Origin of the sequence: Pseudomonas sp. BCA17 (assembly GCF_004519405.1) — a bacterium.
In the GTDB taxonomy this organism is placed as follows: domain Bacteria; phylum Pseudomonadota; class Gammaproteobacteria; order Pseudomonadales; family Pseudomonadaceae; genus Aquipseudomonas.
Map to the genome: position 1 here is coordinate 1,661,634 of NZ_SGWI01000001.1, position 14,260 is coordinate 1,675,893.

Genomic DNA, 14,260 nt, shown 5'->3' on the forward strand with positions numbered 1-14,260 from the left:
AACAGGAGCTCATCTTGAAAGCGCCCCGCGTTACCCTCGATCAATGGCGCACGCTGCAAGCCGTGGTCGACCATGGTGGCTTCGCCCAGGCGGCCGAAGCGCTGCACCGTTCGCAATCCTCGGTGAGCTACACCGTGGCGCGCATGCAAGACCAGCTCGGGGTGCCCTTGTTGCGCATCGACGGACGCAAGGCAGTGCTCACCGATGCCGGTGAAGTGCTGCTGCGCCGCTCCCGGCAACTGGTGAAAAACGCCAGCCAGCTGGAGGACCTCGCCCACCATATGGAACAGGGTTGGGAAGCCGAAGTGCGGCTGGTGGTGGACGCCGCGTACCCCAACGCGCGCCTGGTGCGCGCGCTCACCGCGTTTATGCCGCAAAGCCGGGGCTGCCGCGTACGCCTGCGCGAAGAAGTGTTGTCGGGCGTGGAAGAGTTGTTGATCGATGGCATGGCTGACCTGGCCATCTGCGGGTTCATCATTCCAGGTTACCTGGGCACGGAAATGAGCGACGTGGAGTTCGTCGCCGTGGCCCACCCGGACCACTCGCTGCATCGCTTGAACCGCGAGTTGAGCTTCCACGACCTGGAGAGCCAGATGCAGGTGGTGATTCGCGACTCCGGGCGTCAGCAGCCGCGGGACGTCGGCTGGCTCGGCGCCGAACAGCGCTGGACCGTCGGCAGCTTGTCCACCGCCGCCACGTTCGTCAGCAGCGGCCTGGGCTTCGCGTGGCTGCCCCGGCACCTGATCGAACGCGAACTCAGGGAGGGCCTGCTCAAGCAGCTACCCTTGGAAAAAGGCGGCAGCCGCAACCCGACGTTCTACTTGTATTCAAACAAGGACAAACCCCTGGGGCCAGCCACGCAGATCCTCGTCGAACTGCTGCGCACCTTTGATACAGCCCCACTGGACGCCCCTTTCGCTGCCCCGCGGCAAGCCTGAAACGGAGTTTATGCATGGCCTGGTTCGACCACGAAGGATGCAGCCTGCACTACGAGGAATACGGTCACGGTACCCCCCTGATCCTGATCCACGGCCTGGGCTCCAGCAGCCAGGATTGGGAATTGCAGATTCCGGTGCTGGCCAGGCACTACCGGTTGATCGTGGTGGATGTACGGGGTCATGGGCGCTCGGACAAACCCCGTGAACGCTACAGCATCTCAGGCTTCACCTTCGACCTGATCGCCCTGATCGAACACCTGGACCTGCCGCCCGCCCATGTGGTGGGCTTGTCCATGGGCGGCATGATCGCCTTCCAACTGGCGGTGGACGAACCCGGCCTGGTCAAGAGCCTGTGCATCGTCAACAGCGCGCCCGAGGTCAAGGTGCGCAGTGCCGATGATTATTGGCAGTGGGCCAAGCGCTGGAGCCTGGCGCGCCTGCTCAGCCTCGCGACCATCGGCAAGGCCCTCGGCGACCGGCTGTTCCCCAAACCGCACCAGGCCGACTTGCGCCGCAAGATGGCCGAGCGCTGGGCAAAAAACGACAAACGTGCTTATCTCGCCAGTTTCGACGCGATTGTGGGCTGGGGCGTGCAGGAACAACTTTCCAGGATTACCTGTCCAACCCTGGTCATCAGCGCCGACCACGACTACACCTCCGTGGCGCAAAAAGAAAACTATGTAAAACTGCTGCCCGATGCGCGTCTGGTGGTGATCGAGGATTCCCGCCATGCCACGCCCTTGGATCAACCCGAAGTCTTTAACGCGACCTTGCTCGATTTTCTAAAGACAGTCGAAACCACTACCCAGGATCACTGACCCATGTTGAAAAAAATCGCCTTCTTTACCGGCTCCGTTCTGTTCGCTGCCAACCTGATGGCCGCTGAACCCGCCAAGGCGCCCCACGTGCTGATCGATACCACCAACGGCCAGATCGAGATCGAACTGGACCCGGTCAAGGCGCCGATCAGTACCAAGAACTTCCTGGCCTACGTCGATAAGGGTTTCTACACCAACACGATTTTCCACCGTGTGATCCCGGGCTTCATGGTGCAGGGCGGCGGGTTCACTGCGCAGATGTCGCAGAAGCCTACCGACGCGCCGATCAAGAACGAAGCCAGCAATGGCCTGCATAACGTACGCGGCACCTTGTCCATGGCACGCACAAACGACCCGAACTCGGCCACCAGCCAATTCTTCATCAACGTGGCCGACAATGCCTTCCTCGACCCGGGTCGTGACGCCGGCTACGCCGTGTTCGCCAAAGTCGTCAAAGGCATGGACGTGGTCGACATCATCGTCAACTCCCAGACCACCACCAAGCAAGGCATGCAGAACGTGCCAATCGACCCTGTTGTGATCAAGTCGGCCAAGCGTATCGACTAAGCTCAGCAGGCAGCTTCGCGCGTGGCCCACAAGGCCGCGCGCACATTTGAAAGGAGAGCCCGCACGGCGGGCGTCAAACTCAATGCTCTATCGTCGCTTTGAACAACTGATCGACATCTTCCGCGACGCACCCACCGCGGCCCCTCCCGATAAAGTCCTGCCCTTCTACCTCTACTACCTGCGCCAGGTGTGGCCGCACTTCGCGGCCTTGCTGGTGGTGGGCCTGATCGGTGCGCTGATCGAAGTGGCGCTGTTCAGCTACCTGAGTCGCATCATTGACCTGGCCCAAGGTACACCGCCCGCCGACTTCTTCCAGATTCACAGCACCGAGCTGATCTGGATGGCCGTGGTTGCCCTGCTGCTACGTCCGATCTTCGGCGCCCTGCATGATCTGCTGGTGCACCAGACCATCAGCCCGGGCATGACCAGCCTGATCCGCTGGCAGAACCATAGCTACGTGCTCAAGCAGAGCCTGAACTTCTTCCAGAACGATTTTGCGGGGCGCATCGCCCAGCGCATCATGCAAACCGGCAACTCCCTGCGTGACTCCGCCGTGGCGGCGGTGGATGCGATCTGGCACGTAGCGATCTATGCCATCAGTTCCCTGGTGTTGTTTGCCGAGGCCGACTGGCGCCTGATGATCCCGCTGGTGACCTGGATCGTCTGCTACAGCCTGGCACTGCGCTATTTCGTGCCACGGGTGAAGGAACGCTCGGTGATTTCCTCCGAGGCACGCTCCAAGCTGATGGGCCGTATCGTCGACGGCTACACCAACATCACCACCTTGAAGCTGTTTGCCCACACCCATTTCGAACAGGAATACGCCAAGGAAGCGATCATCGAGCAGACCGAAAAGACCCAGCTGGCCAGCCGCGTGGTGACCAGCATGGACGTGGTGATCACCACCATGAACGGCCTGCTGATCGTCACCACCACCGGCCTGGCCCTGTGGCTGTGGACCCAGTCACTGATTTCCGTGGGCGCAATTGCCTTGGCTACCGGCCTGGTGATTCGCATCGTCAACATGTCCGGCTGGATCATGTGGGTGGTCAATGGCATTTTCGAGAACATCGGCATGGTGCAGGACGGCCTGAAAACCATCGCCCAGCCGCTGGCGGTGACCGACCGCGACAACGCTGCGCGCCTGAACGTGCCCCACGGTGAAGTGCGCTTTGAGCAGGTGGATTTTCACTACGGCAAAAAGAGCGGGATCATTGGCGGCCTGGACCTGAATATCCAGGCCGGGGAAAAGATCGGCCTGATCGGCCCGTCGGGCGCCGGCAAGTCGACCCTGGTCAACTTGCTGCTGCGCCTTTACGACCTGCAAGGCGGGCGGATCCTGATCGACGGCCAGAACATCGCGGACGTGGCCCAGGAAACCCTGCGCGAACAGATCGGCATGATCACCCAGGACACCTCGCTGCTGCATCGCTCAATCCGCGATAACCTGCTATACGGCAAGCCGGACGCCACCGATGAAGAGCTTTGGGCCGCCGTGCACAAAGCGCGCGCCGATGAGTTCATCCCCCTGCTGTCGGATGCCGAAGGCCGTACCGGGCTGGACGCCCATGTGGGTGAACGCGGTGTGAAACTCTCCGGCGGGCAGCGTCAACGCATTGCGATTGCTCGCGTGCTGCTTAAAGACGCGCCGATCCTGATCATGGATGAGGCGACTTCGGCACTCGACTCGGAAGTCGAAGCGGCGATCCAGGAAAGCCTGGAAACCCTGATGCAGGGCAAGACGGTGATTGCGATTGCACACCGACTGTCGACCATTGCTCGAATGGACAGGTTAGTGGTGCTGGAGAAAGGCCGGATTGCCGAAAGTGGCAGCCATGCCCAATTGCTGGCCCATGGTGGCTTGTATGCACGGTTGTGGCAGCACCAGACAGGAGGCTTTGTAGGCATCAACTGAACGCGGCAGGCCATTATTGCGCCGCGCAAATCCGAACAATTCTGACAGTTTTCTCTATCGCGCCGGTGACGGGCCACACTCCTGCTGTACTGCAAGCAGGAACCAGGAAGGCCCTGACGTAAGACTGCAAGGACGCATCACCGACCAGTTGACTAGATAGAGCAATCTACTAAGGAAGTGTTCATGTCTACTTTGTTCAAACGTTCCGTTACGGAAGGATTAGGTACGTTTTGGCTGGTGCTGGGTGGCTGCGGGAGTGCGGTGTTGGCCGCAGCGTTCCCCAACGTCGGGATCGGTCTGCTCGGTGTAGCCCTGGCATTCGGGTTGACCGTGCTGACCATGGCCTTTGCTATCGGTCATATCAGCGGTTGTCACCTCAACCCGGCGGTATCGGTGGGGCTGGTCGTGGGCGGAAGGTTTCCGGCCAAGGAATTACCGGCATACATCGTGGCTCAGGTCATTGGCGGCATTGTCGCCGCGGCACTGTTGTACTTCATTGCCAGCGGCAAACCGGGCTTTGAACTGGCCGGCGGCCTGGCCTCCAATGGCTATGGCGAGCATTCACCGGGTGGTTACTCGATGGCGGCGGGCTTTGTCACCGAACTGGTGATGACGGCGATGTTCGTGCTGATCATCCTCGGCGCCACCGATCGCCGTGCCCCTGCGGGTCTGGCGCCGATTGCCATTGGCCTGGCCTTGACCCTGATCCACCTGATCTCGATTCCCATCACCAACACCTCGGTCAATCCGGCCCGCAGCACCGGCCCGGCATTGATCGTCGGTGGCTGGGCGGTCCAGCAGTTGTGGATGTTCTGGCTGGCGCCGATCCTCGGCGCAATAGTCGGCGGTGTGGTTTATCGCTGGCTGGGTAAAGAAGAGACGGCCTGAAGCAAAGGGGTTCAGCCCTGCCGATAAGGCAGGGCTGCCCTCGCCTCTTCGGCATACGCCAGAATGCCGATGCGCTCACGCGCCAGAAAATCCCCCACGGCGTTCTTCAAACCCGGATGGCGCAGGTAGTGCCACGAATGGGTAATCACCGGCTCGAACCCGCGAATCAACTTGTGCTCGCCCTGGGCACCGGCGTCAAAACGCTGCAAGCCGTGAGCGATGGCGTAGTCCATGCCCTGATAGAAACACGTCTCGAAATGCAGGCGATCGAACTCCGCCAGGCAACCCCAATAGCGACCGTAGAAGCTGTCGCCGCCGACCAGGCTGAAAGCCATGGCCACCGGGCGTGTACCTTGCTTGGCCAGCACCACACGGATCGCCTCGGGCATGCGTTCGGCCAGCAAGCTGAAAAATGCACGGGTCAAATAGGGTGATTGGCGACGTACTGCGTAGGTATTGGCGTAGCAGGCGTAGACAAAATCCCACTGGGCCTCGCTCAGTTCACGGCCTTGCAGCCATTCGAAATCGATACCCTGCCCCGCCACTTGCTCACGCTCTTTGCGCATCTGTTTGCGCTTGCGCGAACTCAGGGCATCGAGGAAGTCCTGAAAGTCGCGATAGCCACGATTCTGCCAATGGAATTGACAGCCCAGGCGCTGCAACCAACCCGCTTGCCGGGCCAATGCGTCGTCAGCCAGTGGGTCGGTGAAGTTGATATGCGCACTGGAAAGCCCCTCAATCTCCAGGTAGCCCGGCAAGCTTTTGAGCAATTCAAAACCGTCCTCGGCATTCGCCGCCAACAACCTTGGCCCGCTCACCGGGCTGAACGGTACCGCCGTCAACAGTTTGGGGTAGTAGTCGATACCGGCGCGCTCACAGGCATCCGCCCAACCATGATCGAACACGTACTCGCCGTAGGAGTGCCACTTGCGGTAACTGGGCAACGCCGCCACCAGGCGATCCCCCTCCCAATGCAGCAAATGCTCAGGCTGCCAGCCCGACCGCGAGCCCAGGCTGGCACTGTCCTCCAAGGCACTCAGGAATGCGTGCCGTACAAAGGGTTGAGCCTGCGGCACCAGGGCATCCCAAGCAGTCGGGGCAATTTCGGACAAAGTCTCCAGGCGTTGCAGCGGCATCGGCGTCCTCACGGGTGCTTGGCATAAAAGCCTGGCGAGTATCGCCTATCACGGCCCAAGGCACACCTCAAAACTGGCCGGACAAAGCTCGAAACAATTAGTTCCATTATTAAATAATTTGTCATTTAGATGAAATCACTTCGCCACTACCCCGTCATAAACGATCGCAATACTGACGCCTGTTTTTAGAGCGCCCGGTTCTATAGGGCGGCTATTTTCCGTCCGTCATCGGTCGGTTGTGTCCTGGATGGTTTGCCATCCCTCCTCACTTTCGGAGATTGATATGCGTCTTGCTTCCACTAAAACTGCGGCGGTCCTGTGCGGCGGCCTGCTGATGGCCCTGAGCATTCCAGCCAGCGCTGCAGTCGACGCTAAATTGCTCGACATGCTCAAGGCCAACGGCCAGATCACTGCTGCGCAGTACACCGAACTGCAAGCGGAATTGGCCAAAGACCAGAAAGAAAAGCAGATCGCACAGCAAGCTCAACAAGAGACCAACGAGCAGATCGCGGCCACCGCGAAAAAAACCAACGACCTGAGCGTCTTCGACCAGAAGCTGGCCTGGGCTGCGCGCACACAACTCAAGGGTGACGTGCGCTTCCGTCAGGAAACCGTGAAGATCCAGGGCGAATCCAACAACGGCGGCCGTGACAAAGACCGCCAGCGCATCCGCGCGCGCCTGGGTGCCTACACCGAAATCAACTCCCAGGTGGACACCGGCATCCGCATCGCCACCGGCAGCAACGACGATGCCCGCTCCACCAACCAGGACCAGGACAACTACTTCGACAAGAAGTCGATCTGGCTGGACCTCGGCTACATCGACTACCACCCGGACCAGATCAAGAACCTGCACGTGATCGGCGGCAAGATGCTCCAGCCATGGGTAAACATGGGCGATGTGATCTGGGATAGCGACATCAACCCGGAAGGTCTGGCACTGACCTACAAATACCCACTGGGTAGCAGCGCCGAACTGTTTGGCAGCATCGGTAACTACAACCTCAAGGACAACGTAGATGGCGACGGCGTGCAGTTCCGCCATGACCTGCGCCTGACGTCAGGTCAGTTGGGTACGCGTTTCTCGGTCACCGACAACCTGAAAATGACCCTGGGCGGCAGCGTCTACGCCTACCAGAACGATAAGGACAGCCGCTGCACCACAACCACCACGCCTTGCGCACTGGCGGTCAACGGTAACTCGGCCGACAACCAATTCCGCCTGTATGAAGGCTTTGCCCAAGCCGATATCGGCGGCCTGGCCGTGCCGCTGGCGTTTTATGGCCAGTATGTGAAAAACAACGATGCCGTGACCGACCAGGACACCGCCTGGTTGCTGGGTGCCAAGTCCAAGGTGTTCGGTTTCAACCTGGACTACAACTACCGCGATACGCAACGTGATGCTGTCGTTGGCGCCTTCACCGACTCGGACTTTGCCAACGGCACCACCGGCTCGCGTGGGCACAAGTTCAAGGTCAGCTACGATATCGACAAGAACTTCGCCCTCGGCGCCACGTACTTCCTGACCAAGGCCGACTACGCCAGCCGCACCCAGCGTGATGCCAACACCAACACCTTGCAGTTGGATGCTGAAGCGAAGTTCTAGGGGGGCAGCGGCAAGCTTCGAGCGGCAAGCTTCAAGGAAAAGCACGTGACTTGCAGCTTCAAGCTTGCCGCTTGAAGCTGCTTCTATCTACCTTTCAGCCGTTCGGCAGCCAGCCGTTCAGCCAACGCATCAGCATCTTTTACCGGTTCTTCCGGCATGATCTTCAACGTTGCCTGCATCAAGCGCATCTGACGGATAAAGCGTCGGCAGTTGGGGCAGAACATCAAGTGATGACGCACCATCAGACGCTCGCGAAAGGTCAGTTGCCCGTCGAGGTAGTCACTGGACCGCGCCACTTGTTCTTTACAGGTCAACATTCGCCGGTTTCCTCAAAATGCTCCACCGTGGCGAAGACTTTAAGCCGTGCCCGATGCAACAGCACACGGACATTGGAGAGCGTGAGGGACAGAAGATTACAAATCTCCTCCAGCTCCAGGCCCTGGCGTTCGCGCAGCATCAGCACGCTGTTTTGCAACTCCGACAAACTCAGAATCGTATGCTCCAGGCATTTGCGCAGTTCATCCTCGGTCAGCAAGGCTTCCGGGGTGTCTTGATGCCAGGCGTAAGGAGCGACGGCCCAATGGCCGTCGTCGGGTACGAAACGATCATCACCGATGGTGCCGTGGGGCGAAGGCAGATCGTCGAGCAAGACTTCACGGCGGTTCTGTTTGTAGCGGCCTTTGGCCGCGTTGGCAGTGATGGTCAGCAGCCAGGTCTTGAGGCTGGAACGCCCTTCGAACTTGACCAGGTTGCGCACCACCGACAACCAGGCGTCCTGTACCACTTCGTCGGCGTGGCGCTGGCCGACGATGGCGTAGGCCACCGCCCGCATTGCGCTCTGGTAGGTGGTGACCAATTCCTTGTAGGCCCGCTGCTCACCCTTGAGCAGTCGTTCAAGCAGGTGCGCGTCGTCCGCTGCGGCCATGCAAAACCTCGATGTTTATCGCTTGCGCAGGATCACGCTGCCGATGGAGTACCCAGCGCCAAACGAGCTGAGCACCGCCACGGAACCCTTGGCCAGGTCGTCCTGGTAAGTATGAAACGCGATCACCGAACCCGCCGAACTGGTGTTGGCGTAGGTGTCGAGAATGACCGGGGCTTCTTCCACCGTGGCCTCGCGACCCAACAGTTTCTTCACGATCAGGTGGTTCATGCTCAGGTTGGCCTGATGCAACCAGAAGCGCTTCACGTCTGTGACGTTCAGCTGGTTTTCCGCCAGGTGTGCACTGATCAATTCGGCAACCATCGGGCAGACATCGCGGAACACCTTGCGACCTTCCTGCACGAACAGCTTGTCGGGCGCGCCGATGCCCTCTTCCGCCGTGCGGTTGAGAAAGCCGAAGTTGTTGCGGATGTTGTTGGAGAATTTGGTCAGCAGCTTGGTGCTCACCACATCGAACTGATGCTTGGAGGTTGCCAGGTCAGCGCGCTCAAGGACCACCGCGGTGGCCGCATCACCAAAAATGAAATGGCTGTCACGGTCGCGGAAGTTCAGGTGGCCGGTGCAGACCTCCGGGTTGACCATCAGGATCGCCCGCGCCTGGCCCAATTGGATGCTGTTGGCGGCGTTCTGGATACCGAAGGTGGCCGAGGAACACGCCACGTTCATGTCGAAACCGAACCCCTCGATGCCCAGTGCGGCCTGGACCTCAATGGCAATGGCGGGGTACGCGCGTTGCAGATTGGAGCAGGCAACGATCACCCCGTCGATGTCCGCGGCAGTCTTGCCTGCACGCTGGAGGGCCTGTTCGGCGGCCCCCACGGCCATCTGACACAGCACGGACCACTCGTCATTGCTGCGCTCAGGCAGGCGTGGGGCCATGCGCCGTGGATCAAGGATACCGTCCTTGTCCATCACGAAGCGGCTCTTGATGCCCGACGCCTTTTCAATGAAAGCCGCGCTCGACTCGGTCAGCGCCTGCACATCACCGCGCTCGATAGCAGCGGCATTGTCGCTGTTGAACTGTTGCACGTAAGCATTGAAAGACTGCACCAGCTCTTCGTTGGAGATGCTGTTGGCCGGGGTGTACAGGCCAGTGCCGCTGATGACGACGTTATGCACGGTCGTTCCTCTAAATCTGTCAGGCAGAAGATATTGGTACCGTCGTACCAAACTATAAGTAGTCCGATTCCGCGCGGCGGACATCAAACTGGCAACGCTTTATTCCATCGTGCCGTGGCTGTACATCAGCTCATCACGACGACTCCGGCATTTATAACGACGAAGTTTGCCACAAACCCCAGGATTTGGCGCCACATCCCGGACCAACACCTTGTTAATGCGGGAGATGGCCTGCTGCCGATAGCGGTATTCCGGGTGCAGATCCAGTGGCCGGCACGTCGCTATCGGGAACCCGCCACCTCCCTTATTTGAACCGGCCCGGTTTTCGAGATCAGGGCTCTACCAGGCTCCACTGTTTGCTCAGGCGCTTGTCGGAAATGGGCACCTTGGTACCCAACTGCTGGGCAAACAACGACACCCTGTATTCCTCCAACCACCAGCGATAGAGCTCCAGCTGCGGGTCGCGCTTACCTTCCTGGGCATGTTTGTTCAGGCGGTTCTGGTACTGCACCCACAGGCCGCTCAGCTCGGCACTCCACACACGGTCTTTTTGCACCTGGCTCGGCAATTTCTCCAGGCGCAGCTCGATGGCCTTGAGAAAACGCGGCAACTCCTTGAACCACTGCGCCGGGGTTTCCCGGACAAAACCGGGATACACCAGATGGCTCAGTTGCTGCTTGATATCGTTCAGGGCCACGGCCTGGGCCAGGTCGATCTTGCCTTTGAAGCGCTTCTGCAACCCATGCCAGAGTTTCAGCACCTCCAGGGTCAGTCGCGCCAGACGCTCGGCATGTTCGGTCCAATGACCACGCTTGCGCTCGGCCAGGGCGGCCAGGCCCGCGCCATCACGGGGCAGGCTGGCTTCGCCTTCCAGCACGCAGGTATCGAGGCTGGCCAGCAGAATGTCTTCCACCAACCCGTCAACGCGCCCCAGCTCGCGGTACATCAAGCCCAGCTCGGTCAACCCGGGCAGCTTACCGCGCAGGAATTTCGCCGGCTCCGCCAATTGCTGCATCAGCAGGCGCTGCAAAGCACGACGGTGCTGGAACTCGGCCTCGGCGACGGTGGAGAAACGCCCTTCCTTGACCGTGCCATTTTCCTCTACCAACGCCGGGTAAACCGTCATCGACAAGCCGGCGATGTTTTGCTGGGTTTTCTCGGCCACCGCCGCAAACGCCTTGGCTTGCACCGGTTGCTGGCTTTTCGCTGTTTGCGGCACCGCCAATGCGGCCTGGCTGGCTTGCGCAAAGCGTGCGGTCAGCTCTGCGAGGTCGCGGCCTTCACCCAGGAACTTGCCCTCGCCATCGACCACTTCGAGGTTCATCTTCAAGTGGTTTTCCACTTGCTGCGCCGCTTCCGCCCAGGCTTCATCGCTGACCCGTGCGCCGGTCATGCGCAGTAATTCGCGCCCCAGCGCCTGGGGCAGCGAACCCTGGCCAAATTCGATGCGCTGCAGCGCGGCCTTGACGAAATCCGGCACCGGCACAAAGTTCTTGCGCAGTGCCTTGGGCAAATTACGCACCAGCGCAATGCTTTTGGCTTCGATCACCCCCGGCACCAGCCACTCCAGGCGCTCCGGGGGTAAGGCCGGCAGCAGCGGTGCCGGCACACGCAGGGTCACGCCGTCACGCGGGTGGTTGGGTTCGAAGTGGTAACTCAGGGTCAGGGCCAGGTCGCCCAGGTGCAGGGTGTCCGGGTAATGCGCGGCGGTGACTTCACTGGCCTCGCGCGCCAGCACGTCTTCTTCGCGCATGATCAGCAGCTGCGGGTTTTTCTGGCTGTTGACCTTGTACCAGCTGTCGAAGGTCGCAGTCTGGTGGATCTCCGCCGGCAGGCGCGCGTCGTAGAAGGCGTAGAGGGTTTCCTCGTCGGCCAGGATGTCGCGACGGCGGGCCTTGGCTTCCAGTTCGTCGAGCTGCTCCAGCAACTGTTGGTTGGCCGTCAGGCACCTGGCGCGCGATTGAATCTCGCCACGCACCAAACCTTCGCGGATAAACAGCTCGCGCGACACTACAGGGTCGATCGGGCCGTAATGCACCGGCCGGCGCCCGACCACAATCAGCCCGAACAGGGTGATCTGCTCAAATGCCACCACCTGGCCACGCTTCTTCTCCCAATGGGGTTCGAAGTGGTTTTTCTTGATCAAATGCCCGGCCAGCGGTTCGATCCAGTCGGCATCGATCTTCGCCACCATGCGCGCATACAACTTGGTGGTTTCCACCAGTTCGGCCGTCATCAGCCATTGCGGGCGCTTTTTGCCGATGCCCGAGGACGGGTGAATCCAGAAACGCCGCTGACGCGCGCCCAGGTAGTCGCCGTCCTCGGTCTTCTGGCCAATCTGGCTGAGCAGGCCGGACAGCACCGCCTTGTGCAGCTTCGGGTAGTCCGCCGGATCCTGGTTGATGGCCAACTGCATGTCGCGGCAGATCAGGCTCAACTGGCGATGGGAGTCACGCCACTCCCGCAAGCGCAGGTAATTAAGGAAGTTCTTGCGACACCAGTTGCGCAACGGGCTGGCGGTCAGCGCCTGGCGTTGCTCTTCAAAGCCGCGCCACAGATTGACCAACCCGGCGAAGTCCGAATCGGCATCTTTCCATTGCGCGTGGGCCTGGTCGGCGGCCTGTTGACGCTCCGGCGGGCGCTCGCGCGGGTCCTGGATCGACATCGCGCTGGCAACGATCAGCACTTCCTGCAAGCTGCCGAGCTTGGCGGCTTCCAGCAACATTCGCCCCATGCGTGGGTCCACCGGCAAGCGCGCCAACTGGCGCCCCAACGGGGTGAGCTGGCTGTTGCGGTCCACCGCCGAAAGCTCTTGCAGCAGATTGAAACCGTCGCTGATGGCCTTGCCATCCGGCGGTTCGATAAACGGAAAGTCGGTGATTTCACCCAGGCGCAGGTGCAGCATCTGCAGGATCACGGCAGCCAGGTTGGTGCGCAGGATTTCCGGGTCGGTAAATTCCGGACGACCGATAAAGTCTTCTTCACTGTACAAGCGTACGCAAATGCCCGGTTCGACACGGCCGCAGCGGCCTTTACGCTGGTTGGCGCTGGCCTGGGAAATCGCCTCGATCGGCAGGCGCTGCACCTTGGCGCGGTAGCTGTAACGGCTGATGCGCGCGGTGCCGCTGTCGATAACGTAACGAATGCCCGGCACCGTCAGCGAGGTTTCCGCGACGTTGGTCGCCAGTACCACACGCCGACCTGGGTGCGACTGGAAAATCCGTTGCTGCTCGGCCGGCGACAGACGCGCATACAACGGCAGTATTTCGGTGTGCTTGAGCTGTGCCTTGCGCAGCATCTCGGCGGCATCGCGAATCTCGCGCTCGCCCGGCAGAAACACCAGTACATCGCCTGGGCTGCGCCGTTCACTGCGTTCATAGGCTGCGATTTCATCGAGGGTGGCGAGGATCGCCTGGTCGACGGTCAAGTCGTCCTCGACGCGATTGCCCTCCTCGTCCTGTTCCAGGGTCAGCGGGCGGTACCAGGTTTCCACCGGGAAAGTGCGACCCGACACCTCGACAATCGGCGCATCGTCGAAGTGCTTGGAAAAGCGCTCCAGGTCGATGGTCGCCGACGTGATGATCACCTTCAGGTCGGGACGACGCGGCAACAGTGTTTTCAAGTAGCCGAGCAGGAAGTCGATGTTCAGGCTGCGCTCGTGGGCTTCGTCGACGATGATCGTGTCGTAGCGTTCGAGGTAGCGGTCGTTCTGGGTTTCCGCCAGCAGGATACCGTCGGTCATCAGCTTGATCAGGGTGTTGGAGTCGCTCTGGTCTTCAAAGCGCACCTGATAGCCCACCAACGCTCCCAACGGCGTGGCCAGCTCCTCGGCGACGCGGGTGGCCACGCTGCGCGCGGCGATCCGGCGCGGCTGGGTATGCCCGATCAGGCCATACTGGCCGCGACCGATTTCCAGGCAGATCTTCGGTAACTGGGTGGTTTTACCCGAACCGGTTTCACCGGCAATGATCAGCACCTGATGCTTGTTCAACGCCGCTTTGATTTCATCGCGCTTGGCCGCAATCGGCAGGCTGTCGTCGTAGCGAATCACCGGCAGGCTGGCCCGCCGCGCCGTGACCTGGGCACAAGACGCCTGCATCCGCGCAACCCACTGCGCCAGCTTTTCCTCGTCGGGCTTTTTGCGCAACTCAAGCAACTGCCGCCGCAAGCGGTGGCGGTCGGCGAGCATGGCGTGGTCGAGGGTCTTGAGCAGTTGATCGATAGTGGGCGCTTGGTCAGTCATCAGGTGCGTTGGGGTCGTCTGTTTATGCGTGGGGGGCGGATTGTGGCAGAAAAGCAGTGGTGAGCGGCAAGCTTCAAGCGGCAAGTA

General features: G+C 60.6%; 11 protein-coding genes. 6 read left to right on the forward strand and 5 right to left on the reverse strand.

The window, feature by feature from the left end; translation table 11 throughout:
* The first annotated feature begins 14 nt into the window (after positions 1 to 14).
* The 5 genes from EXW71_RS07695 (at position 15) to aqpZ (ending at position 5,126) form a co-directional block, all read left to right on the forward strand.
* Positions 15 to 938 (forward strand): LysR family transcriptional regulator, encoded by a 924-nt coding sequence (locus EXW71_RS07695; RefSeq protein WP_123715483.1) that lies wholly within the window; start codon positions 15 to 17, stop codon positions 936 to 938.
* 14 nt (positions 939 to 952) lie between these two features.
* Positions 953 to 1,756 carry an alpha/beta fold hydrolase gene (locus tag EXW71_RS07700; protein ID WP_134656948.1) on the forward strand — a complete coding sequence of 268 codons (804 nt, stop codon included), beginning with the start codon at positions 953 to 955 and terminating at the stop codon, positions 1,754 to 1,756.
* Between the two features lie 3 nt (positions 1,757 to 1,759).
* Positions 1,760 to 2,323 (forward strand): peptidylprolyl isomerase, encoded by a 564-nt coding sequence (locus EXW71_RS07705; protein ID WP_060756131.1) that lies wholly within the window; start codon positions 1,760 to 1,762, stop codon positions 2,321 to 2,323.
* An 82-nt stretch (positions 2,324 to 2,405) separates the two neighbouring features.
* Positions 2,406 to 4,238: an ABC transporter ATP-binding protein gene (locus tag EXW71_RS07710; RefSeq protein ID WP_134656949.1), complete on the forward strand. Its 1,833-nt coding sequence runs from the start codon at positions 2,406 to 2,408 to the stop codon at positions 4,236 to 4,238.
* A 183-nt stretch (positions 4,239 to 4,421) separates the two neighbouring features.
* Positions 4,422 to 5,126, forward strand: coding sequence for an aquaporin Z (gene aqpZ / locus EXW71_RS07715; protein ID WP_134656950.1), 705 nt, complete (start codon positions 4,422 to 4,424; stop codon positions 5,124 to 5,126).
* Between the two features lie 11 nt (positions 5,127 to 5,137).
* On the opposite strand, the gene EXW71_RS07720 is transcribed toward aqpZ, so the two are convergent.
* The gene (locus EXW71_RS07720) at positions 5,138 to 6,262 is read right to left on the reverse strand and encodes a GNAT family N-acetyltransferase (RefSeq protein WP_134656951.1); all 1,125 of its coding nucleotides are present in this window, start codon (positions 6,260 to 6,262) and stop codon (positions 5,138 to 5,140) included.
* A gap of 283 nt (positions 6,263 to 6,545) precedes the next feature.
* Between EXW71_RS07720 and EXW71_RS07725 the strand changes: the two genes are divergently transcribed.
* A complete protein-coding gene (locus EXW71_RS07725) occupies positions 6,546 to 7,868 on the forward strand; it encodes a putative porin (protein ID WP_123715479.1) in 1,323 nt (440 codons plus the stop codon).
* An 83-nt stretch (positions 7,869 to 7,951) separates the two neighbouring features.
* Here EXW71_RS07725 and EXW71_RS07730 read toward each other — a convergent pair whose 3' ends face one another.
* The 4 genes from EXW71_RS07730 to hrpA all read right to left on the reverse strand — a co-directional run bounded on the left by EXW71_RS07730 (position 7,952) and on the right by hrpA (position 14,173).
* The gene (locus EXW71_RS07730) at positions 7,952 to 8,185 is read right to left on the reverse strand and encodes an anti-sigma factor (RefSeq protein WP_134656952.1); all 234 of its coding nucleotides are present in this window, start codon (positions 8,183 to 8,185) and stop codon (positions 7,952 to 7,954) included.
* A complete protein-coding gene (locus EXW71_RS07735; RefSeq protein WP_134656953.1) occupies positions 8,179 to 8,793 on the reverse strand; it encodes an RNA polymerase sigma factor in 615 nt (204 codons plus the stop codon). Before EXW71_RS07735 ends, EXW71_RS07730 begins: the two co-directional genes overlap by 7 nt.
* Before the next feature lie 15 nt (positions 8,794 to 8,808).
* Positions 8,809 to 9,930: a beta-ketoacyl-ACP synthase III gene (locus tag EXW71_RS07740; RefSeq protein WP_134656954.1), complete on the reverse strand. Its 1,122-nt coding sequence runs from the start codon at positions 9,928 to 9,930 to the stop codon at positions 8,809 to 8,811.
* A gap of 331 nt (positions 9,931 to 10,261) precedes the next feature.
* Positions 10,262 to 14,173, reverse strand: coding sequence for an ATP-dependent RNA helicase HrpA (gene hrpA / locus EXW71_RS07745; protein WP_134656955.1), 3,912 nt, complete (start codon positions 14,171 to 14,173; stop codon positions 10,262 to 10,264).
* Positions 14,174 to 14,260 lie beyond the last annotated feature (87 nt).

Bases quoted from the DNA above. Each gene is read 5' to 3' on its own strand.
- EXW71_RS07700 (WP_134656948.1), top strand. From the start codon at position 953: ATGGCCTGGTTCGACCACGAAGGATGCAGCCTGCACTACGAGGAATAC.
- EXW71_RS07705 (WP_060756131.1), top strand. From the start codon at position 1,760: ATGTTGAAAAAAATCGCCTTCTTTACCGGCTCCGTTCTGTTCGCTGCC.
- EXW71_RS07710 (WP_134656949.1), top strand. From the start codon at position 2,406: ATGCTCTATCGTCGCTTTGAACAACTGATCGACATCTTCCGCGACGCA.
- aqpZ (WP_134656950.1), top strand. From the start codon at position 4,422: ATGTCTACTTTGTTCAAACGTTCCGTTACGGAAGGATTAGGTACGTTT.
- EXW71_RS07720 (WP_134656951.1), bottom strand. From the start codon at position 6,262: ATGCCGCTGCAACGCCTGGAGACTTTGTCCGAAATTGCCCCGACTGCT.
- EXW71_RS07725 (WP_123715479.1), top strand. From the start codon at position 6,546: ATGCGTCTTGCTTCCACTAAAACTGCGGCGGTCCTGTGCGGCGGCCTG.
- EXW71_RS07730 (WP_134656952.1), bottom strand. From the start codon at position 8,185: ATGTTGACCTGTAAAGAACAAGTGGCGCGGTCCAGTGACTACCTCGAC.
- EXW71_RS07735 (WP_134656953.1), bottom strand. From the start codon at position 8,793: ATGGCCGCAGCGGACGACGCGCACCTGCTTGAACGACTGCTCAAGGGT.
- hrpA (WP_134656955.1), bottom strand. From the start codon at position 14,173: ATGACTGACCAAGCGCCCACTATCGATCAACTGCTCAAGACCCTCGAC.